General features: G+C 42.4%; 21 protein-coding genes. 17 read left to right on the top strand and 4 right to left on the bottom strand.

Annotated features, from left to right (window positions below; genetic code table 11):
• Positions 1-6 precede the first annotated feature (6 nt).
• A complete protein-coding gene (locus OIZ54_RS12730; protein WP_264390544.1) occupies positions 7-3,027 on the bottom strand; it encodes an EAL domain-containing protein in 3,021 nt (1,006 codons plus the stop codon).
• 345 nt (positions 3,028-3,372) lie between these two features.
• On the opposite strand from OIZ54_RS12730, the gene OIZ54_RS12725 reads away from it, so the two are divergent.
• Positions 3,373-4,215, top strand: coding sequence for a pirin family protein (locus OIZ54_RS12725; RefSeq protein WP_029774067.1), 843 nt, complete (start codon positions 3,373-3,375; stop codon positions 4,213-4,215).
• A gap of 21 nt (positions 4,216-4,236) precedes the next feature.
• Positions 4,237-5,217 (top strand): glutathione S-transferase family protein, encoded by a 981-nt coding sequence (locus tag OIZ54_RS12720; RefSeq protein ID WP_264390543.1) that lies wholly within the window; start codon positions 4,237-4,239, stop codon positions 5,215-5,217.
• Between the two features lie 70 nt (positions 5,218-5,287).
• On the opposite strand, the gene OIZ54_RS12715 is transcribed toward OIZ54_RS12720, so the two are convergent.
• The 3 genes from OIZ54_RS12715 to OIZ54_RS12705 are packed head-to-tail and all read right to left on the bottom strand — an operon-like array spanning position 5,288 to position 6,332.
• Positions 5,288-5,530 carry a hypothetical protein gene (locus tag OIZ54_RS12715; RefSeq protein WP_004589129.1) on the bottom strand — a complete coding sequence of 81 codons (243 nt, stop codon included), beginning with the start codon at positions 5,528-5,530 and terminating at the stop codon, positions 5,288-5,290.
• Positions 5,531-5,540: 10 nt separating this feature from the next.
• The gene (locus OIZ54_RS12710) at positions 5,541-5,987 is read right to left on the bottom strand and encodes a hypothetical protein (protein ID WP_004589130.1); all 447 of its coding nucleotides are present in this window, start codon (positions 5,985-5,987) and stop codon (positions 5,541-5,543) included.
• 6 nt (positions 5,988-5,993) lie between these two features.
• Positions 5,994-6,332 (bottom strand): hypothetical protein, encoded by a 339-nt coding sequence (locus tag OIZ54_RS12705; protein ID WP_004589131.1) that lies wholly within the window; start codon positions 6,330-6,332, stop codon positions 5,994-5,996.
• A gap of 769 nt (positions 6,333-7,101) precedes the next feature.
• On the opposite strand from OIZ54_RS12705, the gene mraZ reads away from it, so the two are divergent.
• Genes mraZ through ftsZ form a run of 15 tightly spaced genes read left to right on the top strand, consistent with a single transcriptional unit; the run spans position 7,102 to position 23,832 of the window.
• Positions 7,102-7,560 (top strand): division/cell wall cluster transcriptional repressor MraZ, encoded by a 459-nt coding sequence (gene mraZ, locus OIZ54_RS12700; RefSeq protein ID WP_004589407.1) that lies wholly within the window; start codon positions 7,102-7,104, stop codon positions 7,558-7,560.
• 28 nt (positions 7,561-7,588) lie between these two features.
• Positions 7,589-8,527: a 16S rRNA (cytosine(1402)-N(4))-methyltransferase RsmH gene (rsmH, locus tag OIZ54_RS12695; protein ID WP_004589408.1), complete on the top strand. Its 939-nt coding sequence runs from the start codon at positions 7,589-7,591 to the stop codon at positions 8,525-8,527.
• The gene (gene ftsL / locus OIZ54_RS12690; protein WP_024033306.1) at positions 8,524-8,850 is read left to right on the top strand and encodes a cell division protein FtsL; all 327 of its coding nucleotides are present in this window, start codon (positions 8,524-8,526) and stop codon (positions 8,848-8,850) included. The genes rsmH and ftsL overlap by 4 nt, the downstream gene beginning before the upstream one ends.
• Entirely contained in the window at positions 8,847-10,664 is a 1,818-nt protein-coding gene (locus OIZ54_RS12685; protein ID WP_264390542.1) for a penicillin-binding transpeptidase domain-containing protein, read from the top strand. The genes ftsL and OIZ54_RS12685 overlap by 4 nt, the downstream gene beginning before the upstream one ends.
• Positions 10,657-12,135, top strand: a complete 1,479-nt coding sequence (gene murE / locus OIZ54_RS12680; protein ID WP_264390541.1) for a UDP-N-acetylmuramoyl-L-alanyl-D-glutamate--2,6-diaminopimelate ligase — start codon at positions 10,657-10,659, stop codon at positions 12,133-12,135. The genes OIZ54_RS12685 and murE overlap by 8 nt, the downstream gene beginning before the upstream one ends.
• A complete protein-coding gene (locus OIZ54_RS12675) occupies positions 12,132-13,514 on the top strand; it encodes a UDP-N-acetylmuramoyl-tripeptide--D-alanyl-D-alanine ligase (RefSeq protein ID WP_264390540.1) in 1,383 nt (460 codons plus the stop codon). Before murE ends, OIZ54_RS12675 begins: the two co-directional genes overlap by 4 nt.
• Complete coding sequence (gene mraY, locus OIZ54_RS12670; protein ID WP_121637953.1) at positions 13,514-14,596, top strand: phospho-N-acetylmuramoyl-pentapeptide-transferase; 1,083 nt, start codon at positions 13,514-13,516, stop codon at positions 14,594-14,596. Before OIZ54_RS12675 ends, mraY begins: the two co-directional genes overlap by 1 nt.
• Entirely contained in the window at positions 14,597-15,931 is a 1,335-nt protein-coding gene (gene murD / locus OIZ54_RS12665) for a UDP-N-acetylmuramoyl-L-alanine--D-glutamate ligase (protein WP_264390539.1), read from the top strand.
• A complete protein-coding gene (ftsW, locus tag OIZ54_RS12660; protein ID WP_004589415.1) occupies positions 15,928-17,103 on the top strand; it encodes a cell division protein FtsW in 1,176 nt (391 codons plus the stop codon). Before murD ends, ftsW begins: the two co-directional genes overlap by 4 nt.
• On the top strand, positions 17,100-18,176 hold the full coding sequence (gene murG, locus OIZ54_RS12655) for an undecaprenyldiphospho-muramoylpentapeptide beta-N-acetylglucosaminyltransferase (protein WP_264390538.1): 1,077 nt from the start codon (positions 17,100-17,102) through the stop codon (positions 18,174-18,176). Before ftsW ends, murG begins: the two co-directional genes overlap by 4 nt.
• Before the next feature lie 42 nt (positions 18,177-18,218).
• Positions 18,219-19,628, top strand: a complete 1,410-nt coding sequence (gene murC / locus OIZ54_RS12650; RefSeq protein WP_051063459.1) for a UDP-N-acetylmuramate--L-alanine ligase — start codon at positions 18,219-18,221, stop codon at positions 19,626-19,628.
• Positions 19,625-20,545, top strand: a complete 921-nt coding sequence (locus tag OIZ54_RS12645) for a D-alanine--D-alanine ligase (RefSeq protein WP_264390537.1) — start codon at positions 19,625-19,627, stop codon at positions 20,543-20,545. The genes murC and OIZ54_RS12645 overlap by 4 nt, the downstream gene beginning before the upstream one ends.
• 1 nt (position 20,546) lies before the next feature.
• Positions 20,547-21,332, top strand: a complete 786-nt coding sequence (locus OIZ54_RS12640) for a cell division protein FtsQ/DivIB (RefSeq protein ID WP_004589419.1) — start codon at positions 20,547-20,549, stop codon at positions 21,330-21,332.
• On the top strand, positions 21,329-22,561 hold the full coding sequence (ftsA, locus tag OIZ54_RS12635) for a cell division protein FtsA (protein WP_004589420.1): 1,233 nt from the start codon (positions 21,329-21,331) through the stop codon (positions 22,559-22,561). The genes OIZ54_RS12640 and ftsA overlap by 4 nt, the downstream gene beginning before the upstream one ends.
• Before the next feature lie 23 nt (positions 22,562-22,584).
• The gene (ftsZ, locus tag OIZ54_RS12630) at positions 22,585-23,832 is read left to right on the top strand and encodes a cell division protein FtsZ (RefSeq protein WP_004589421.1); all 1,248 of its coding nucleotides are present in this window, start codon (positions 22,585-22,587) and stop codon (positions 23,830-23,832) included.
• The last annotated feature ends 100 nt before the right edge of the window (positions 23,833-23,932 follow it).

Raw genomic sequence — 23,932 nt, 5'->3', positions numbered from 1 at the left:
AACTACTTATTTATTATTGGCAATAACCATTTTTTTGCTGCTCAGCAACGTCATAAACTCTTTTTTAGGCACTGGCTTTGAAAACAAATAACCTTGCCCGTAGTCGCATCCTGCTTTTAGTAGTAGTTGCATTTGTTGCTGCGTTTCAATTCCTTCAGCAATAACTTTTAGGCCAAGCTGGTGGGCCATCACAATAATGGCTTCACATAAAGCAAGCTCCTGGCTCCCTGCTTTAATATTATCAATAAAGCGTTTATCTATTTTTAGGTAATCGGTATCCATTTCTTGCAGGTACGCGAGCGATGAATAGCCGGTGCCAAAGTCATCTAGCGCTAATTGTACACCTGACTGGACTAATGTTTTTAAGCGACTTTGAGTTAGTGGCTCTGGGTTTACCATAAGGCCTTCTGTGATCTCGGCCACAATAGAGGAGGCGGGTAGTTTGGCTGCTTTTAAAATCTCACACCAATCGTCAATTCCGCTATCGATTGTTGATAACTGCACAGGAGAGACATTTATACTAATTTGAAATTGCTCACCCATGGTGGTGTTTATTTCTTTTAGGGTGTGTATTGCTTGCGTAAATACAAATTGGCCCAGCGCATTTATTTGCCTAGTTTCCTCAGCAAGCGGTATAAACGTCGCCGGCGAGACTAACCCCTTTTTAGCGTGGTGCCAGCGAATAAGCCCTTCGGCTTTATGAATGTGCAAATCGTTTAATGCCACAATAGGCTGATAAAATAGCTCAAATTGTTCAAGCTCTATGGCGGAGCGTAAATCTTTTAATAGCTGCATACGCGCTTGCGCATGAATACGCATATCTTTTGAAAAAAACTCAAACCCATTACGGCCGTTATTTTTAGCTTTATACATGGCTTGGTCGGCAGCTTTTAATAGCAGCTCTGTACTTTGGCCATCGCTAGGTGCGCATGCAATGCCCATACTAGCGCTAATAAATAGCTCCTCGTCTTCAAGCTGTATACTTGATGAAAGGCTTTGCAGTATATTGCTGGCAATTTGGTTTATATGGCGACTGCTTTTAACGTGGTCGTATACAATCACAAATTCATCACCGCCAATACGTGCGACAAAACTGGCGTTTATTGCAGCTTGAATTATCCGTTGAGAAACTAACTTAAGTAGATTATCGCCATAATGATGGCCTAACGTGTCGTTAATATCTTTAAAGTGATCAATATCGAGCAGCATCACAACAAGTTCGCATTTGTCGCCAGTTACTTCATCAAAACGCTTATTTAAACGCTCTTTAAGCTCTAGCCTATTTGGTAAATCAGTTAAGTGGTCGAAGTGAGTTTTTCGCCATATGGTTTCATCGGCTTGTTTTTTTTCTGTTAGGTCGGTAAAAATGGCCACCCGGCGAGTAGGCATGTTTTTATCATCGTACACGGTATCTATAATGAGGTATTCGCTATAGGTGTCGCCATTTTTTTTACGATTAATTATCTCACCCTGCCAACGGCCAGTTTCTCTGAGCTCTGCCCACATTTTTTCATAAAATGCTTTTGAGTGTTTGCCAGATGCTAAAATACGACTGGTTTTACCTATCGCTTCTTCTTTGCTGTATTGGGTTGTTTCGCAAAACGCAGGGTTTACGTCATAAATAATGCCGTCGGGGTCTGTAATCATCATCCCTTCACTACTATTACTGTAAACAAGCGACGCTAAATGAAGTGCTTTTTCGTTGACCTTTTTTTGGCTTATATCTCTAAGAACAATAATGTATTCATTATTAGTGAGTGCATTGATTCTTGCCTCAAAAAAGTGCTCTTTAGATTTTTTAAACAATGTAAACTCAATGGTTTGTGAGCCATCTAAAGTACCTAATTGAGAAAGCAGTAACTCTGCGTTGGCCTCAGAGAGTACATCCACTAATTTTAAAGCTTTGCCTGTCTCAACATTTAGCACAGGGCTAATATAGCCGCCAATATAAAGGATTTTGCCTTGGGCATTTATACGTATGTAGGTATCGGGTAAAGCATTTAATAAGCTCATTAATTCGTTGTGCTTATTTTTTAATTTAGCCTCTGCAGATAGCCGGGTTTGTGCCATCACAGCAAAACGGTCATAAAGCGCGCGCAGCTCTGGGCTATTGGGCTTTTTAATATGTTTGGGCATAGTGCCATTTGCCAGTTCATCTGTGGCTTTGGTTAAATTAGCGATAGGCTTAAATATACTTTGTTTAATTAAGCGCCTAGCTAGCAGCACCAACAGGGCAATAGCCGATAAAAACGCAAAAATGGTTTTAGCAAAGCTTTCATTAACTGTATTAATAAAGTCTTCAACTGAAACGGCTATATAAATATCTAAATTATTATCATGGCCGTCTTTGTATATAACTGAGCGATGAAAAACCTGGTTTTCGCCTTCTGCATTTTTAAACACGGTTAACGAGCTTTTATTGTGAAGTAAATCTATGTCGGTAATTTTTTGGCCTAAATTACGTGGTTGATTAGGGTAGTTGGCCAGTATTAAGCCATTAGAGTCGGCAATAACGGCCTTGGCATTGTTAGGTAATTTAGCTTCGCTTAAGGCGATATTCCACCAATTCAATGCAATAACGGTAACCAGTGTGCCTTTTAGTTGGTTATTACTATCTATAATTGGGTAGGCAAAATTGACACTTTGCGCTTGAATACTTCGGTCGTATTGAAAATACCCCACCGAAAAACTTTTATTACTAATGGCATTTTGAAAATAAGTACGATCGCTAATATTAATATTTTTACTACGACCATTTGTCACGCACTGTAGGTCGCCATTTTTATCAACAATACCTATATTTGCAATATTCTTATAAAGGGCTTTTATTTCGTAAAAGTAATTAGGGCAGGTTGTGGGGAGTGTTTCATTTTTTGCTGTTTTATCGGCTAAATAAATAGTAATACGTTTAACATCATCAACCATTGTTTTTTGATGTTGTGTCAATTGCTTAGCGATGTTTACTATTCTTTCTCCACTTTTTTCAATGGCAGCATCACGCTCATACCATAGCGTAAATACCGTCACAGCGGCGCCGGGAATGCTAAGTAGGATGAGTAACCTGTAAAGCTGGCTTTTAAGCGATGAAGTAAAAATAAGTTTTCCTTAAGCTCTGCGTCCCTAAAAAGTGATTGTAGACATAAAAGCCAAAAATAACCATACAAAATATAGGGTTGCACTAAAAAGTTATTAGAAATCAGCTTAAGTCTGTGTTTTTAATCATGAAGCTTATTATGCCAAATAAACGAATTATCAAAATAAGCACTCAACTTTCTAAAAAATAGAATGTTTTGCTCGATTTAAAGACATAGTCGTATTGTTTTATGAATGCTTTAATAAGCTCATTAATTAATCTACTACAGTATTTTAAATATGAACATAGCAAAAGTGTTAACTGCTTACGCCACCCAAGATGGTGATGGTGTAAACATAAGTCGAATACCTGGTTTTGATGGCAAATATCTCGACCCTTTTTTAATGATTGATGAGCTAAAGTCTAACAATGAAAGTGACTATATTGGTGGCTTTCCACCGCACCCTCATCGCGGCATTGAAACCTTTACGTACATTATTAAAGGTGGCTTTGAACACCAAGATCAAATGGGTAACAAAAAAGCGATCCGATCTGGTGATGTACAATGGATGAGTACAGGTAGAGGCGTAATGCACAGTGAAATGCCACTGACAGATGCAAAAGAGGGGCTGCATGGCTTTCAAATTTGGATCAATATGCCCAGTGGCGAAAAAATGCGTGCGCCACGTTATCAAGATACTACACAAAATCCAGCGCCTGAAGTCACTAACAAGCACGGCGTGAGCTTTAAAGCTCTTGCGGGTAATTGGCAGTTTGAAGATTGTACGTTAACGTCGAGTTTGCAAAGCTTAGCGGCCAATGCTGCACTGGCCAATGTTACTCTCCCCGTTAATACACGCATGCAGTTAGCAGGGCTTAAACAACGTAAAGTGATGATCTATGTTCATACAGGTGAGCTTATTACAGGTGACGAGCAAACATTTAATGCTGGCAAGTTGCTTATATTAAGTGAAAACAGTGACATTGATATATCTTCACAAAAGGGGGCGGGGATACTTATTTTAGCGGGTAACCCACTTGAGCAACCTATTGCACATATGGGCCCATTTGTAATGACCACGCAAGAGGAAATTAAACAAGCGGTGCGTGATTATCAAAACGGTGAATTTGGCAACATTTAATAGTTAATTGAGGAGGTTATTATGGGTTTATTAGTTGATGGTCAATGGCAAGACAAATGGTACGACACCGACTCGAATAATGGTAAATTCAAACGCGAAGCAGCGCAGCTTCGTAATTGGATCACAGAAGATGGCAGCCCTGGACCTACAGGAAGTGGTGGGTTTAAAGCGCAAGCTAATCGCTATCACTTATATGTTGCCTTAGCGTGCCCGTGGGCGCATCGCACACTTATATTCAGACAGCTAAAAGGCCTAAGCGATATTATTAGCGTATCGGTAGTCAGCCCAGATATGTTAGATAAGGGGTGGAGCTTTGATGAAGATAACCTCAGTAGCGGCGATGATTTATTTAATAGTGAATACTTACATCAAATTTATACTAAGCACGATGAAAATTACAGTGGGCGAGTAACTGTGCCTGTGCTTTGGGATAAGCAGCAAAATAAAATTGTTAGTAATGAATCTGCAGATATTATTCGTATGTTTAATACCGCATTTAATGAAATTACGAATAATACGGATGACTATTACCCACAATCACTACAATCTGATATTGACGAAATTAACGACCTTGTTTATACCAATATTAATAATGGGGTATATAAAGCGGGTTTTGCAACCACACAAACAGCATACGAAGATGCATTTACTGCGTTATTTAAAGCACTTGATAAAGTAGAGGGCATACTAAGTAAAAATCGTTACCTGATGGGGAGCACATTAACTGAAGCGGATTGGCGTTTATTTACCACACTCATTCGGTTCGATAGCGTGTATGTAGGGCATTTTAAGTGTAATTTACGCACCATTGAAAGCTACCCAGCGCTGAGTAACTATGTACGTGAGTTATACCAAATAGAGGGAGTAGCCAGTACGGTTAACCTTGAGCATATTAAGCGACATTACTATTTTAGCCACACGATGATCAACCCAACGCAAATTATTCCAAAAGGGCCGGCGTTAAACTTTAGCCAAAATCATAATAGAGACAAGTTGGGCTAAGAGGTATTAGAAGGCATTAAAGTAAGCGGCAATTGCACTTTTAAAAAAGCTTTTATAAATGCAATTGCTGCTATGCAAATAACTTTACCAGCCAGCCGTATTTTCGCACAAAGCTGGTTTCGCTTTTGCCAGCTTGAACCGTTGCTCCGGCTAAAAAGGCTGATGCCAATCCTACCTTGGTGGCTGCAAAGCGCTTAAAGCGATACTTTATTGCTGCATGGTGCTGGCGTTTTAATGCATGCTGTAAATCCATTTGCTTATTTAACGTGTCAACGTTCTCATTGGGTTCTTTAATTAGAAAATTAACGAGCATGGTTATTTCCTTATAGATTTAAAAGTTGCTTTAAACTTTTAATCGTTTTACTAAAGCCAATTTTATTGCTTAGGTATACGGTATTTCGCCAAAGCCAAATTAAACAAATTATTTGCGCGAGTGCAGCAGTAGCAAAGCTAAGCCAAACCGAGCCAAATAAATCATATACACCGTAGCCAATTGCACCTAATAAGCCGGCCCACAACAAAATCAAACCACTGGCAAAACATCCTAAGAATATAGTGATCAACGCCATTGATCGTAACGACAGCTTCCACTCAGCCTTTGCAAGTTGGTGGGTAAGCTTTCCTTGCGTTTTATAATCCTCCTTGAGCTGGTCAGAGTATTCAATGATCTTTGCTATATGATCCTGCCAATCATCCTTTTGGCTAGGGTCATCTGTTGTTTGATTTTGAGCATTACCGTCCGTGGTTGCTGTTGTTTGTGAGCTACTCATTGTTTATTACTTACGACGAAATAGTGACGTTACAAGCATACCCGCCGCAAAAGCAATACCCGCTGTTGCTAGCGGATTTTCTGAGGCAAAAGCACGCGTTTTTGCGCTGCACTCAGTTAGTTTTTCACGAGCAATAAGTTGTTTTTCGCTTAGTGCTTCTGCAGAGCTTGAAGCGCCTTTACGTACGCTTGACTCAGCAACTGATGCCTTGCTTGAAAGTGCATCTACTGCATCGTGTGCTACAGACGTTGCTTTTTCAGTCAACGGTGCCTCACTCTCTTTTTGTTTAAGATCAGGTTTCATGTTTGTTTCAGTATTCGGTTTTGTATTTGTTGCAGTAGCCATAATCAATCCTTAATAAATAAAATAAAAAAATTTAACTGGTGCTATAGCAGATGCAACGATTAAACCAACCATTAAAAATAATTTAACCAATTGATTTTATTAATTTTATATATTTAAGGTAGGGTGCGTAAGATTAAATAAAAAGCAGTATGAAGTAAGTATTGCTGCTGTGCTAAGTAAATTTTACATGGCTATAAACCTAGGGCCTGTTTACCTTTCGAGATTTAATTTGCAGCAGTCTGTTTGGGATTTAGGCAAGGTAGAGCCTATGTAGTGTGGTTATTCCCCATAAATAGGCGATAACGACGTATAAATGTCAAACAGGCGCTGCCCGAAGGGTTCTGCCTAGGGAGCATTTACTCTTTGTTACTCGGTTTTTACTTAGCCCACTAGGTTACAAACCTCACGCCGCGATTAAATACCCCCTAGATTGAACAAATTATAATCCTTAAAGGTCAACAGGCCCTAGATTCATTTTTTTGTAATTATTCATTGATTATTCAGTAAGCAAATTATGTAAACCAAACGTTATTAGCAACGCTTTAAAAAAATTTTATCTACTACCTCCACTTTTTCCCACGTAATTCAATCGCTTTGCGTAAAGCCTTATTTTTTCTAGCTTAGCGAGACGTTAAAGCTGGTCAGCTTACTTGACAAAAAGGCTTGTCAAGCCCTAAACTGGAGCACTGTGGTAAAAAGTGGTTTTTAGTGGATCTAACTGGATCAAATTAATCGAAACTCGATTACACAATTTAAAAGTAGGCTTTTTATGTTTCGTGGCGCTAGTTCACTGAGCTTGGATGATAAAGGACGTTTTGCGGTACCGACTAAGTACCGAGACGCTTTGCTGTCTGAAGATCAAGGAACGGTAATATGTACCATTGCGCTAAACGAGCCGTGTTTATGGTTGTATCCTCTTGCACAGTGGCAAGAAATAGAAAGCCGCTTATCTAAAATCTCTAATATGAATCCACGCGCTCGCCGAATGCAACGTATGTTGTTAGGTAATGCCACAGAGTATCAACTTGATAAAAATGGTCGAATTTTGCTGGCGCCTTCATTGCGTAGCCACGCAGAACTTGGCAAAAAGATCATGCTAGTTGGTTTAATGAATAAATTTGAAATTTGGGATGAAGCGCGTTGGCACGAACAAATGCGCCAAGACACTGAGCTGGAAAGGCTCGGCGATTTTGAAGCAAACCAAGATTTAGATAATTTCACACTCTAACGGCACTAAAAAAGGCAAACACAAGCTAATGACTGCGCAATTTGAACACGTATCCGTATTAATGGACGAAACCATCGATGCTCTTGCAATTAAGCCAGACGGCATATACATGGATGGTACTTTTGGACGTGGCGGACACTCAGGTCAAATACTTGCTCGACTTGGTGAGCAAGGGCGTTTACAGGCCATTGATCAAGACCCACAAGCAATAAAATCGGCTGAAAAATTTGCCGATGACGCTCGCTTTGCTATAGCTCACACCCGCTTTTCTAACTTATACGATGTTGCAGAGCAAAACGATCTGTTAGGTAAAGTTGATGGCATTTTATTAGATATTGGCGTGTCCTCCCCCCAGCTTGATGACGCAGAGCGTGGCTTTAGCTTTATGAAGGACGGCCCTCTTGATATGCGCATGGACCCAACAAGTGGGCGCAGCGCAGCGCAGTGGCTAGCCGAAGCTGAGCTTGAAGACATTACCCATGTAATTAAAACCTACGGTGAAGAAAAATTTGGTAAGCGTATTGCCCACAAAGTACTTGAGGTAAGAGAGCACACGCCAATTACTACAACCAAGCAACTTGCCGATTTAGTCGATGAAGCGGTGCCCGTTAAAGATAAATTTAAACACCCAGCCACACGTACATTTCAGGCAATCAGAATTTACATAAACAGTGAACTGGAAGAAATTCAAACCGCACTGCAAGCCGCTGTAAAAGTATTAAAGCCAGGTGGACGTTTAGTGGTTATTTCGTTTCATTCGCTTGAAGACAGAATAGTGAAGCAATTTATTAGAAAACAGAGTAAGGGAGAAGCGATACCCAGAGGTCTGCCTTTAACCGACGCACAAATAAATAAAAACCTGACGTTAAAAGCAGTGGGTAAAGCTATTAAACCAAGTGCTGAAGAAATTGAGCGTAATCCACGCTCTCGCAGCTCAGTACTTAGGATTGCACAGAGGCTTGGATGAACACTAAAGCGAATCATCGCCAACCCAATTTATTTTTAGAAATATTAAAAGGCCTAGGAGCTAACAAGCTAACCTCGGCCTTGTTGGTTGTGATATTCGCTTCAAGCTTTGCAGTAGTGCAGGTTACGCACTCGGCTCGTGCGCAGCTGATTAAGCAAGATACGCTGCTACAAGAGCGAGATGAGCTCGACCTTGAATGGCGTTATTTACTTGTAGAAGAAGAGTTTTATTCGCAGCATGCGCGCATTGAAGAAGTTGCTACCACGCAGCTTCAAATGAAGCGCCCTACCAGTCAGGATGAACAGGTAATAATAATACAATGAGAAATCGCGGCAAAAAACAGGTCAATAACTTAATCACATGGCGCTTTATGTTGGTGTGCACTGTGGTGTTTTTAGTGTTTGTAACACTGGTGTCGCGTGCTGCCTATTTACAAGTTATTGAGCCAGATAAAGCCCGTTCAGAAAGCGATAAACGCACCGTTCGTGTAGAAAAACTACATGTACAACGCGGTATGATCTTCGATCGTCAAGGCAAAGAGCTTGCTGTAAGTGTGCCTGTAGTCAGTGTGTATGCCGATCCTAAAGCATTGCATAAGTCACTTGTTGCTAAAGTTATAAAACAAGCACGTAAAAACGGTGAAGATCATAAAACGCTTGCAGAAAATGCCGCTGAGCTTGATAAGCGTACCTCTGTTTATTATGAAAATGATCTGCGTTGGCGTGAGCTGGCAGATGTATTACGTATCGATCCTAAAAAAATAAATTCGCGATTATTAAATGATCCCACCCGTCGTTTTGTGTATTTAAAGCGCCAAGTTACACCGGCTGTTGCCAACTACATTAACCAATTACGCTTACCTGGTATTCATTTGTTAGATGAGTCTAAACGTTATTACCCTGCAGGAGAGGTAACGGCCCACATTATTGGTTTTACAAATATTGATGGGAAAGGCATAGAAGGCATTGAAAAACTCTACGAAAATGCCTTAACAGGCGAAGAAGGCCGCCGCACTATTCGTAAAGATGCCCAAGGCCGCGAAGTTGAAGTATTAGATGAACGTGAGCGTGTAGAGCCTGAAAATATTCAGCTGAGTATTGATCAACGTATTCAAGCAATTGCTTATAAAGCAGTAAAATCTGCCGTACTTACGTATAAAGCGACATCGGGGTCGGCCATGGTAGTTGATGTTAAAACCGGTGAAGTTTTGGCCATGGTAAATAGCCCATCATTTAATCCAAATAATTTGAACGATGCACAACCACATAAACGCCGTAACCGCGCAATTACCGATTTGTTTGAACCAGGCTCAACTGTTAAGCCACTAGCCATTTTAGCTGGGCTAGACTACGGCGCAATTAAAGCCGACGACACCATTGATACCTACCCAGGTTGGATGCGTTTAGGCGGCAGTTTAGTAAAAGATACCCGTAACCACGGTGAAATGACGCTTCGCGAAATTTTAAAGTATTCATCAAACATGGGCGTGGCGAAGGTAACGCAGCAAGTACCTAAAGATTACTTAGTTGGCTTATATCAAAAAGTGGGCTTTGGTAGCGATACCGGCACAGGCATGGTCGGCGAAAGTAGTGGTTTATTTTATCCAAACCGCCGCTGGTCTGACTTTGAAATTGCCACGTTATCGTTTGGTTATGCTATTTCGGTAAGTACGGCGCAAATGGCCCGCTTTTACACCATGTTAGGTGCCGGTGGGATTAATCGTCCGTTAACGATTTTAAAGCAAGACGGTGTGCCAGAAGGCGAGCGTATTTTTAAACAAAAAGACGTAGAAGCCGTTGTTCACATGATGGAAAGCGTGTTTGAAAAAGACGGTACAGCCCGAAACATAAAAGTAGATGGCTATCGCGCGGCAGGCAAAACCGGTACTTCTAAAAAGGCGGTTGCTGGTGGTTACGGTGATGAATACGTAGGTTATTTTGCAGGTGTAGCACCGGCAAGTAATCCACGCTTGGCTGTGGTAGTGATGATAAATGAGCCCGGTGGCGATGTGTACTATGGAGGTGCCACCGCAGGCCCTGCATTTGCAGAAATCGTCTCTAACGCATTAAGAATATTAAACGTAGCCCCTGATAAGGAAGAAGTGGCTTACGTAAAAGGTAAAGATAACGATGCGTGATTTAAAGGCTATTTTAAAATACATCGACATAGATGCACCTTCGCAGCTAGTTAAAGATTTACGCCTTGATAGCCGGGATGTAACGCCAGGCGATGTATTTGTGGCTATAAAAGGCCATGCGCTTGATGGCGGACAGTTTATTGCCAAAGCAATTGAAAACGGCGCTACAGCCATTATTGCCGATAGACTGTGCGAATTTGATGTCACTTTTGAGCCACTGTATTTAGTAACTGAGCTTGATAAAAAACTCCCAGAACTGGCGAGTCAATTTTATCAAAACCCAAGCCAATCTCTCGATTTAATTGGTGTAACGGGCACTAATGGCAAATCTACAACAACGGCCATGATGGCGCATTTAGCGCAGTTTTGTAGTACTCCTTCGGCCATTATAGGCACATTAGGTTATGGCCACCCCGATACACTTACGCCACTTATTAATACCACGCCTTCGGCTGTTGACGTGCAGCACATATTGCATGACTTAAAACAGCAGCATAAAAAGCTTGTGGCGATGGAGGTTTCATCGCACGGGTTAGTGCAACAGCGTGTGGCACAATGCCAATTTAAAGCGGCGGTATTTACTAATTTATCGCGCGATCACCTTGATTACCATGGCGATATGGCAAGTTATGGCGACGCTAAGCTTACGCTGTTTCGCGATTTTGACCCACAGCTAGTGGTGCTAAATCAAGACGATGGGCAAGCAGAGCAATGGCTTGAGAAATACAGTTTTAATAACCTTATTTGTTATGGTCGTAAAAATTTAGCGCCTAAAAATGCACAGTATGTGTATTTTTCTGATGTTGAATATTCTAAAAATGGTATTTCGGCGCAATTGAGCACAAGTTGGGGTGATATTAGCGTAACATCGCCTCTATTTGGTGAGTTTAACTTATATAATTTAACTGCGGCACTGGCAACGTTGTTGGGGCTAGGTTATCCGCTTGAGCAGTTAGCCGCCGGATGCGCGCATTTGCACCCCGTTGCTGGGCGTATGCAAGCGTTTAGTGAAGTTAATTTACCCACGTGCGTTGTTGATTACGCCCATACGCCTGATGCACTTGCTCTGGCTTTACAAGCATTGCAAAAGCATGTGCCTGGTGGGGTTAGTTGTGTTTTCGGCTGTGGCGGCGACAGAGATAAAGGCAAGCGTGCCTTAATGGCGCAAGCGGCAGAGCAAAATGCAGATAAGGTTATTGTTACCAGCGACAATCCCCGATCAGAAAACCCAGATGCTATTTTAGCAGATGTGGCAGCGGGTTTATCGCAGCCTGAAAAAGCCCATTTAGAGGCTGATAGAGCAAAAGCCATTCGCTATGCAATAGAAAATGCAAATGCGGATGACGTAATTTTAATTGCCGGCAAAGGCCACGAGGATTACCAAATTATTGGCGATCAACGTATCGACTTTTGCGATCGCAGTTATGTAAAAGAACAACTAAAAAAAGCAGTAAGAGGGATAACTCAATGATCCCAATGGACTTTGATTGGCTGGCAAATGTGCTAGCAACCGATTATCTAGGTGATAATCTCAATGTAGTAAATATTAATACCGATACCCGCAGTATTTGCGACGGTGAGGTGTTTTTAGCTTTAAAAGGGCCTAATTTTGATGGCCATAAATTTATTGCTGACGCTAAACAAAAAGGCGCTATTGGCGTTATTGTTCAGCATAAAGTAGATGTAGATATTGTGCAGTTTGTTGTTAGCGATACCCGTATTGCATTAGGCAATATAGGTGCGGCAGTTATGGCGCAGGTTAACCCTAAAACCATTGCTATTACGGGCAGCGTGGGTAAAACAACGGTAAAAGAAATGTGCGCCGCTATTTTATCGGTGCACGGAGATGTGCTTGCTACAAAAGGTAATTTTAATAACGATATTGGCGTACCGCTTACGCTATTACGTTTAGAGCCGCAGCACCGTTTTGCTGTTATAGAGCTTGGCGCTAATCATTTAGGCGAAATTGCTTACACTACCGCCATGGCAAAACCCGATGTAGCTGTGGTGTGCAATGTGGCCGCTGCGCATTTAGAAGGCTTTGGTAGCCTAATGGGGGTTGCTAAGGCAAAAGGTGAGATTTTTGATGGCCTAAAAGACGATGGCGTTGCCATTGTTAACTGCGATAGCGAATTTAGCCAATACTGGCTTTATAAATTAAAAGGGCGCACTGTTAAGTGTTTTTCAAGTACTGAAAAACTTGATATTTGGGCTGAAAATATCAGCCTAGACGAAAACGCTCGCGCGAGCTTTTTATTGTGTACACAAGATCAAAAAGTACCAGTAACGCTTGCTCTTCCAGGTAAGCACAACGTGAGCAATGCGCTTATTGCCGCGGCTTTAACCAGCGAGTTTGATGTATCACTTGAAGAGATAGCCACCGCACTTGCCACCATGGGCGATGTGAAGGGGCGGGTAAATTTAATAAAAGTGAGTGATTCACTGACCGTTATTGATGATACCTACAATGCAAATGTTAAGTCGGTAAAAGCAGCAATTGATTTATTAAGTGATATTCAAGGGCACCGTATTTTAGCACTGGGCGATATGGGAGAGCTTGGTGAGCAAGCCAGAACTTATCATCAAGAAGTAGGCGAGTACGCAAAACAACAAGGCATTGATGAACTGTATACGCTGGGTGTGTTAAGTAAATACGCAAGCGATGTATTTGATAAGCCAAACCGTCATTTTTCTAACCGCGAAGAGATGCTCAAGCAAATTCAAACCAGTCTTAATAACACAAACAATAAAACCACGCTTGTGGTGAAAGGATCGCGCAGTTCTCGCATGGAATTATTAGTAACCGATTTAGTAAATGGCCAGCAACAAGCCATCAATGGAGTATCATAATGTTAGTTTGGCTGGCAGAGTATTTAACCCAATATTACAGTGGCTTTAATGTTTTTTCGTATTTAACCCTACGTGCCATTTTAGGCATATTAACAGCGTTAATGATGTCGCTTTATTTTGGCCCTAAGCTCATTCGTTCGTTACAAAAAATGCAAATTGGCCAAGTAGTGCGAGATGATGGCCCAGAATCTCACTTATCTAAAAAAGGTACTCCTACTATGGGAGGCTTACTTATTTTAGGCGCCATATTTACCAGCACCTTATTATGGGCTGACTTATCAAACAAATACGTATGGGCAACCTTATTTGTAATTGGCTCATTAGGTTTAGTGGGCTTTATAGACGACTACCGCAAAGTAATACGCAAAGACCCTAAAGGGTTAATTGCTAAATGGAAGTATTTTTGGCAATCGGTTATTGCTCTAGCGGTGGCAACTGCACTGTATGCAACGAGTACACAAGCGTCAGAAACCTCACTTGTTGTGCCATTTTTTAAAGATGTATTGCCACAATTAGGCTTGTTTTACATTGTAATTACTTACTTTGCATTAGTGGGCACTTCAAACGCGGTAAACCTGACTGATGGCTTAGATGGCCTGGCGATTGTGCCGACTATTTTAGTGGCGGCAGCACTTGCCATAATTGCTTATTTAACCGGTAATATTAACTTTTCGGCTTACTTACATATCCCGCATTTACCGCTTGCTAGTGAGCTGGTGGTTGTGTGTACCGCTATTGTTGGCGCAGGGTTAGGCTTTTTATGGTTTAACACATACCCAGCACAAGTGTTTATGGGTGATGTAGGGTCGCTGGCACTTGGCGGCGCGCTGGGCATTATTGCTATTTTAGTACGCCAAGAGCTACTGCTTATTATTATGGGCGGTGTGTTTGTAATGGAAGCTTTATCGGTAATTTTACAAGTGGGCTCATACAAATTACGCGGACAGCGCATTTTTAGAATGGCGCCGATTCATCATCATTACGAGCTAAAAGGTTGGCCAGAGCCACGTGTTATTGTGCGCTTTTGGATAATTTCAATTGTGCTAGTACTTGCTGGCCTTGCGACATTAAAGATTCGATAAATGCAGTATTTAAACGAGATAAAAAACAAACATATAACAGTGCTCGGACTCGGTGTAACCGGTCTGGGCATTGTGCGTTTTTTATTATCTCATGGTTTTGCACCAAAGGTCGTTGATAGCCGGGTTGCGCCACCAGGTATGGATTGGCTTAGCGAGCATGCTCCTGAGCTTAATACGCATTTTGGTGATTTAGCTAGCGCCGCGCTTTGTAAAACCGACATGATCATCATAAGCCCCGGGCTTAGCTTAAAAATTCCCGCAATTGCTCAAGCAATAGAGTCAGGCATTGAAGTAATTGGTGATGTAGAGCTATTTGCTCGTATAAATACAAAACCGGTTGTTGCTGTTACAGGCTCTAATGGTAAATCAACCGTTGTTACCTTAGCCTACGAGGTATTAAAAGCAGCAGGTTATAAGGTGGCATTAGGTGGCAATATTGGCACTGCGGTATTGGATTTACTAAGTGATGATTTTGACGTGTATGTGCTGGAGCTTTCGAGTTTTCAGCTAGATACCTGCTCAAGCTTAAAACCAATAAGCGCAGCGGTATTAAATATATCTGAAGATCATTTAGATCGTTACGACAGCTACCAAGCCTATATCGACTCTAAATTAAGCATTTATAACAATGCTGAGCTTTTAGTAACCAACGCAGATGATATTCAAACTAAGCCTATTAGTCGCGCTTTAGCGCCGCAAATGAGCTTTGGCATCGACCACGGTGATTATCACTTAGCTGAGCGCAATAATGAGCTGCATTTTATAGTAAAAGGCGAGGCGTACTTACCTGTTAGCACGCTTGCGGTCGTTGGTAAGCACAATTACTTAAATACACTTGCGGTTATGGCGTTATTAAGCCCGTTTGATATTAGTAAAGAACAGTACGCAGCGGCGCTTTGTCAATTTAATGGTTTAGCGCACCGTTGCCAGTTTGTTGATGAGCAACATGGTGTTCAATACTTTAACGACTCTAAAGCCACCAATGTTGGCGCCACTATAGCGGCAATAGATAGTTTGGCCTCAGATCACGAAAACCTGATTGTTATAGCCGGTGGTGATGCTAAAGGCGCTGATTTAAGTGCGTTAAAGCCATATATAAAAAGTCATGTAAAAGCGCTTGTATGCTTTGGTAAAGATGCAGCAGAGCTTGCTGCTTTAACGAGTAAATCGCACTTGGTAAACACAATGCAAGAGGCGGTATCGCTCGCTAAAGTACTTAGCAAGCGCGGTGACATTGTATTACTTGCGCCTGCCTGTGCCAGCATTGATATGTATAACAACTACATGCAACGCGGTGATGACTTTGTGCAATGTGTAATGGAAGGGCAATTATGATTGCCTTTGCCGATTTAAAAGAAACACTCACCCCAAAACCCTCAGCACAGCTTTACGATGTGCCACTGCTTTATTGCATGTTAATGCTTATAGGGGTGGGTTTTATAATGGTGACCAGCGCCTCAATGCCCACAGCCGAAAGGCTGTTTGATAACTCATACCATATTACCATTCGCCACAGCATGTTTTTAGCGATGGCATTTGTTTTATTTTGGATTGCTGCCAGCGTGCCTATGGATTGGTGGAAACGCTCAAACCCGTATTTGTTGCTGCTTGGTATGGTGCTACTTATTGCTGTGTTAATAATAGGCCGCGAAGTCAACGGCGCTAAACGTTGGATACCCATTGGACCTGTTGGTTTTCAGGTGGCCGAAGCCGCTAAATTATACTTTTTCAGTTATATAGCAGGCTACTTAGTAAGAAAACGAGAAGAAGTACAAGAAAATATTAAAGGCTTTGCTAAGCCTATCGCTGTATTTGCGGTATATGCCTTACTTATTTTACTGCAGCCCGATTTAGGAACCGTGGTGGTTATGTTTGTAACAACTGTGGGGCTGTTATTTTTGGCCGGCGCAAAGTTATGGCAGTTTTTTGTACTTATTTTAACGGGCGTAGGGCTTGTTGTATTACTGATTATTGTAGAGCCATACAGAATGGCGCGAGTGGTGGGCTTTTTAGACCCTTGGGAAGACCCATTTGGTAAAGGGTATCAGTTAGTACAGTCGCTTATGGCTTACAGCCAAGGTGGCTGGTTTGGCCAAGGGTTAGGTAACAGCGTGCAAAAGTTACAGTATTTACCCGAGGCGCATAACGATTTTATTTTTGCCGTTATAGGTGAAGAGCTAGGCCTTGTAGGTGTAGCAAGTATTTTATGTGTGTTGGCTGTGTTTGTATTTAGGGCGCTTTTAATAGGCCAACAAGCTTTAAAATGTGGCAAAGAATACGAAGGCTATTTTGCGTTTGCTATTGGCATTTGGTTTGCGTTTCAAACCATGGTTAATGTAGGCGCCAGTGCAGGGTTATTACCGACTAAAGGGTTAACCTTGCCGTTTATTTCGTATGGTGGTTCAAGTTTATTAATAATGACGATTGCCACCGGTATTTTATTGCGTGTTGATTTTGAAACTAAAATGGCAACCAAACAAGCCACCTCACGCGGAGGTAAGCGATGAGTAAAAAATTAGTAGTTGTGGCCGGTGGTACAGGCGGACATATATTCCCAGGTATTGCTGTAGCCGATTATTTAAAAGAGCAAGGCTGGCAAGTAAGCTGGATAGGCACGCCAGACAGAATGGAAGCGGATGTTGTACCAAAGCATAACATTGAGATTGATTTTATTAATGTAAAGGGCGTACGCGGTAATGGCTTAAAGCGTCTTATTAAAGCCCCATTCATGGTACTTAATGCAATATTGCAGGCGCGTAAGGTATTGAAATCTCAGCAACCAGATGTAGTGCTTGCTATGGGCGGCTATGTAACTGGGCCAACCGGCATTGCCGCTAAAAGTTTAGGCATTCCACTGGTGATTCATGAGCAAAATGCAGTAGCAGGAATGAGCAACAAGTGGTTGGCAAAATTTGCTAACAGAGTACTTGCTGCGTTTCCAAGCGCCTTTGCACCAGGGCAAGCCGAATTAGTCGGTAACCCAGTACGTGCAAGCGTTGCTAATGTAGCTAAACGTGATGTTTCAAGCCCTATTAATATTTTAGTGGTGGGAGGCTCGCTAGGCGCACAAGTGCTTAACCAAACACTGCCAGAGGCGTTTAATTTACTTGCTAAAACAGCGCCAATTAAAATGTGGCACCAAACAGGTAAAGGCCATATTGAGGGCGTGAAAAGCGCGTATGCGCAAAACAATATTACAGATGAAGACCTAAAAGTTGCTGAATTTATAGATGATATGGACGCCGCCTACGCGTGGGCCGATATTGTTATTTGCCGTGCTGGTGCACTGACTGTTAGTGAAATTGCCGCCGCGGGTAAAATGGCTGTATTTGTGCCGTTTCCACATGCGGTAGACGATCATCAAACCGCCAACGCAAAATATTTAGTAACCGCAAATGGCGCGCTTTTAATGCCTCAGCCGCAGTTTAATAAAGATTCAATAGTTGAGCTATTAAACCCGTATTTGGCAAAGCCTATATTAATTAAACAAATGGCCAGCAATGCTAAGCAGCAAGCCATTTTAGATGCCACAGCAAGCGTTGCCTCGCACTGTGAGCAAGTAACAAATAAGAGAAAATAAGTGAAAGATAAGTCAATACAAGAACAACAAACTCGACCTGCTATGCGTCGAATAGAAACCATCCATTTTATTGGTATTGGTGGTGCGGGTATGGGCGGTATTGCTGAAGTACTGGCTTTTGAAGGCTACCGCATTACAGGCTCAGATATAGCGCACAGCGCAATGACCGAACGCTTAATTAAAGCCGGTGCAGAAGTATTTATAGGCCATCACGAAAACAACGTAAAAGATGCCAACGTAGTTGTTGTTTCAAGTGCTATTGACGAAACAAACCCTGAGATTATTGCTGCAAAAGCAGCGCGTATACCGGTAGTTCGCCGTGCAGAAATGCTTGCCGAATTAATGCGTTTTCGCCATGGCATTGCCATTGCGGGCACACATGGTAAAACCACAACAACCAGTTTAATTGCCAGCATTTATGCTCAGGCAGGGCTTGATCCTACTTTTATTATTGGCGGCTTATTAAATAGCGCGGGCAGTAACGCAAAAGTGGGCAAAAGCGACTTTTTAATTGCTGAGGCAGATGAAAGCGATGCATCGTTTTTACATTTACAGCCTATGGTATCGGTGATCACCAATATTGAAGAAGATCACATGGAAACCTATGGCGGCAGTCTTGAGAAAATGAAAGACACTTATGTGGACTTTATTCATAACCTGCCATTTTATGGCTTAGCCGTAGTGTGCATAGACTCGCAAGTAGCAAGTGAGCTGATCCCGCGTTTTGGTCGCCCTGTGATCACGTATGGCGAGTCAAAAGATGCCGACTACCGCATGAGCGATTTTAGCCAATCAGCAAGTACTTGTACTTTTACAGTGACACATAAAAGCGGTGAAAGCTTAAGTGCAACGCTTAATATGCCAGGTAAGCACAACGCACTTAATGCCACGGCGGCAATTGCAGTGGCTAAAGATCAAAACATTGCTAACCACGCAATTTTAGAGGCGCTGCAAAAATTTGAAGGCATAGGACGACGCTTCCAGCATTATGGCAACTTTGAAAACGAGCGCGGCAATGTCATGTTGGTGGATGATTACGGACATCACCCATCAGAAGTTGCTGCCACCATTGCAGCGGTACGCGAAGGCTGGCCAGAAAAGCGTTTAGTTATGGTTTATCAACCGCACAGGTTTACCCGTACACGCGATTTATACGAAGACTTTGTAAAAGTATTAGCAGATGTAGATCAACTTTTATTACTTGATGTGTACAGTGCCGGCGAAGAGCCTATTGTTGGTGCAGACAGTAAAAGCCTGTGCCGCAGCTTACGTCAGCGCGGAAAAGAGCCTCTACATGTAGCAACGAGCGCAGAGCTTGCTGGTGTGCTGGCCGATAACTTACAAAATAACGACTTAGTTTTAACGCAAGGCGCTGGTAATATAGGACAATTGGTTAAAACATTAGCGGCAACAGGTATGTCGGTGGAAAAATTAAAGCAAGGTGAAGTATGACGCAAGAAAACGCGCAATTTGGTAAAGTAGCAGTACTGCTTGGGGGTAACTCAGCAGAGCGCGAAGTGTCACTACGTTCAGGGCAAGCGGTGCTTAATGCACTACAAAATGCCGGCGTTGATGCCATTGCTTTTGACCCGCAAAATCGCTCTTTGTGGGAGCTAAAAGAATTACAGGTCGATCGTGTTTTTATTGCTTTGCATGGCCGTGGTGGCGAAGATGGTACAGTGCAAGGCGCGCTTGAATTTATGAACTTGCCATACACGGGCAGCACTGTATTAGGCTCAGCCTTGGCAATGGATAAAGTCCGTTGTAAGCGTTTATTTAAATCTGCAGGGCTAAGCACTGCGCCTTATGCAGTTGTTGATGCTAAAAAAGGCTTTGATGCAAAAGCCATTATGGATGAGTTTAAAAAAGTAATGGTTAAGCCATCGCACGAAGGCTCAAGCATAGGTATGGCGCAAGCAAGTACCGCTCAAGAGCTTGAAGATGCCCTTACACACGCTTTTAAGTTTGATAGCCAAGTGTTAGTAGAGCAGTGGATAACTGGACGCGAATTTACCGTGACGGTATTAGGCGATGAAGTACAGCCTGTGATTGAAATGACGACTCCAAATGGTTTTTACGATTACCAAGCTAAGTATCAATCGAACACAACACAGTATCATTGCCCTGCAGATTTATCGGCGCAAGATACACAGCACTTACAGGCTATCTCGTTAGAGGCGTTTGATTTAGTGGGTGCAAGCGGCTGGGGCCGTGTAGATGCCATGCAAGATGAGCAGGGGAATTTTTATTTATTAGAAGTAAATACAGTCCCTGGCATGACCGAAAAATCGCTGGTGCCCATGGCGGCAAAAGCAAACGGGGCAACATTTGAGCAATTAGTTGTTCGCATTTTGGGGCAAACGCTTTAATATGCATCCCCTTTTAGAAAAAGCTCAACAGTTAAAACAGCAACTTAACTTTAATTGGTCGCTAATTTTTGGTGTGAGCTTTTTTCTGGTGGTAGTGATTGGGCTCGTGCAAATAACTACCGGTGTATCTGATTGGCTAGTAGAGAACAAAGATGCACAAATAAAGCACTTAACAGTGCTAGGAAAGCCCAAATACACTGACGAAAAGGCCATAATAAAAGCAATAAAAAAGGCCGATTTAAGCAGTTTTTTTGAGCTAGATGTAAAACGCGTACAGCAATTGGTAAAAGATTTACCTTGGGTTGCAACCGTATCGGTACGCAAGCAATGGCCCGATACAATACAAGTGTACGTAGTTGAACACGAAGCCGTAGCCCATTGGAATAGCGATTTACTGCTAAATCAAAGTGGCGATGCCTTTGAAGCAAGTAGCGATAAACTCGCTAATGATTTACCGCAACTTTACGGCCCAGAAGGCAGCGAAAAAGAAGCGTGGATTGCCTTTAAGCAGTTTGACGAAATGCTAAAGGTAAATGCATTAACGCTAAAAAGCTTAGCACTTTCGGAGCGTTTTTCGTGGCAGTTATGGTTAGATAATGGTGTGCGCTTAAATTTAGGGCGCAAAGACAAAGCAAAGCGAGTACAGCGGTTTATAGATGTGTACCCGCGCATGGAAAAGCGTGCAGATGCACAAATAGATGCAATAGATTTACGCTATGATACCGGCCTTGCAGTTAGCTATAAGCCTGTGCAAGAACAGCAATTACAAAATAAGAGTAAGGCATGACTAAGTCAGCAGAAAGAAACCTAGTGATTGGATTAGACGTTGGTACCTCAAAAGTGGTGGCCACGGTAGGTGAAATCACCGCAGATAACAAGCTCAGCATTGTTGGTGTGGGCAGCCAAGTATCTCATGGTATGGATAAAGGCGGCGTTAACGATTTAAACTTAGTGTCTGAGTCGATTCGCCGAGCAATAGATGAAGCCGAGTTAATGGCTGATTGTCGTATTAGCTCAGTGTACTTAGGGATTTCTGGCAAGCACATACAATGTCAAAACGAAAGCGGCGTGGTTGCTATCAATAATACAGAAGTAACCGATGAAGACATTGAAAATGTAATTCATATAGCGCGCTCTGTGCCTATTTCGGCCGAGCGTAAAATGCTGCATGCATTACCGCAAGAATACAGCATTGATATGCAAGAGGGCATTAAAAACCCCCTTGGGATGAGCGGTGTACGTATGGAAGCACGTGCACACATTATTACCTGCTCAAACGACATGGCTAAAAACATTGAAAAATGTGTTGAACGCTGTGGTTTAGAGGTTGATCAGCTTATATTTACTGCACTCGCATCGTGTTACTCCGTTTTAACCGATGACGAAAAAGAGCTTGGTGTAGCGGTACTTGATATTGGTGGTGGTACAATGGATATCACTATTTATATTAACGGGGCATTACGCCATTCTTCGGTTATCCCAGTGGCGGGTAATCAAGTAACCGGTGATATTGCAAAAATATTTCGTACACCTATATCACATGCTGAGTCACTCAAAGTACAATATGCATGTGCAAGTAGCCAAATGGCCAGTAACGAAGACACCATAGAAGTACCAAGTGTAGGCGGGCGACCAGCACGATTAATGTCGCGCCATACTTTATCTGAAGTGGTAGAGCCTCGTTTTAGAGAATTATTTGAATTAGCGATGGAAGAAATTCGTCGCTCAGGTTTAGAAGACCAAATTGCGGCAGGCCTCGTTATTACAGGCGGGACCGCTAAAATGACTGGCGCAATGGAAGTGGCTGAAGACATTTTCCAAATGCCAGTGAGAATAGGCAAACCAATCGGGATAGTTGGTTTGACAGACTACGTAGACGATCCTTCGTACGCAACCGCTGTAGGTTTGTTACAATACGGGCGCACTATGCAATCGATGAATGCACAAAAGTCGAAAGCAGAGGATAATAATAATTGGTGGAACCGCATTACTAAATGGTTCCAAGGCGAGTTTTAAAGTACTCAAGTCGGAGAGTAAACATGTTTGATATGATGGAACAACACAGCGAAGAAGCTGTAATTAAGGTAATTGGCGTGGGCGGTGGCGGCGGTAACGCTGTTGAGCACATGGTAAAACAACAAATAGAAGGCGTGCGCTTCATAGCCGCAAATACGGATGCACAAGCATTACGTAATTCCGCTGCCGATATTACCGTACAACTAGGCACGCAAATAACCTCAGGGTTAGGTGCAGGTGCAAACCCAGAAGTAGGCCGCGAATCGGCTGAAGAAGATGCAGAAACAATCCGTGCCAGCCTTGAAGGCGCAGATATGGTATTTATTGCTGCCGGCATGGGTGGTGGTACAGGTACTGGTGCTGCACCAGTGGTTGCTAAAATTGCCAAAGAATTAGGTATTTTAACGGTTGCTGTAGTAACGCGTCCTTTTGACTTTGAAGGCAAAAAGCGCGCAGCAGCTGCTGAACAAGGCATTAACGAATTGTCAGAAATTGTAGACTCACTTATTACAATTCCGAACAATAAATTGCTTAAAGTTTTAGGTAAAGGGACTACACTGTTAGATGCCTTCGCTAAAGCAAACGATGTACTTTTTGGTGCGGTTCAAGGTATTGCGGAGCTAATTACACGTTCTGGTTTAATTAACGTGGATTTCGCCGACGTACGTACCGTAATGTCAGCAATGGGTACTGCCATGATGGGCACAGCCTCTGCATCAGGCCCAGATCGTGCTCAAGAAGCTGCAGAAGCGGCTATCTCAAGCCCATTACTAGAAGACGTTGATTTAACCGGTGCTAAAGGTATTTTGGTTAATATTACCGCGGGTATGGACATTGCGATTGAAGAATTTGAAATTGTGGGTAACCACGTTAAAGCGCTAGCGTCTGAAAATGCAACTGTGGTTGTAGGTGCGGTTATTGACCCAGAAATGAGCGACGAGTTACGTGTAACTGTTGTTGCTACGGGTTTAGGCGGCGATCGTCGTCCGCAGTTTGGTATTGTTGATAACGGCTTTAAAAAGGCATCAGGTTCTGATGTAGCAAGTTCATCAAACCAATCTAGCAGCATGTACGTACCAAGCTTTGCAAGCCAAGGCACAAGCACTGAAGAAACGACGCCAAGCACGCAAGTAGAAAGCAAAGAACAAGCGCCATCTACAAGCTCAAGCAACACGGCAAGTTCATCAGCGCAAAACAGTAAAAAAGCGGATAAATCAGAAGGCGGAGATTATTTTGATATTCCGGCTTTTTTACGTAAGCAGGCTGATTAACATTTACTAATGCTTTTGTTTGAAATATGTACAAATATTGAAAGGCAAAAGGATTTATGTTAAACTCCGCCGTCTAACTGTAACTGATTTAAAAGTGAGC

The organism is Pseudoalteromonas sp. A3, assembly GCF_025942345.1.
GTDB classification, from domain to species: domain Bacteria; phylum Pseudomonadota; class Gammaproteobacteria; order Enterobacterales; family Alteromonadaceae; genus Pseudoalteromonas; species Pseudoalteromonas atlantica.
Note: the sequence above shows the minus strand (reverse complement) of the source record. Positions and strands in the feature narration are given on the sequence as shown.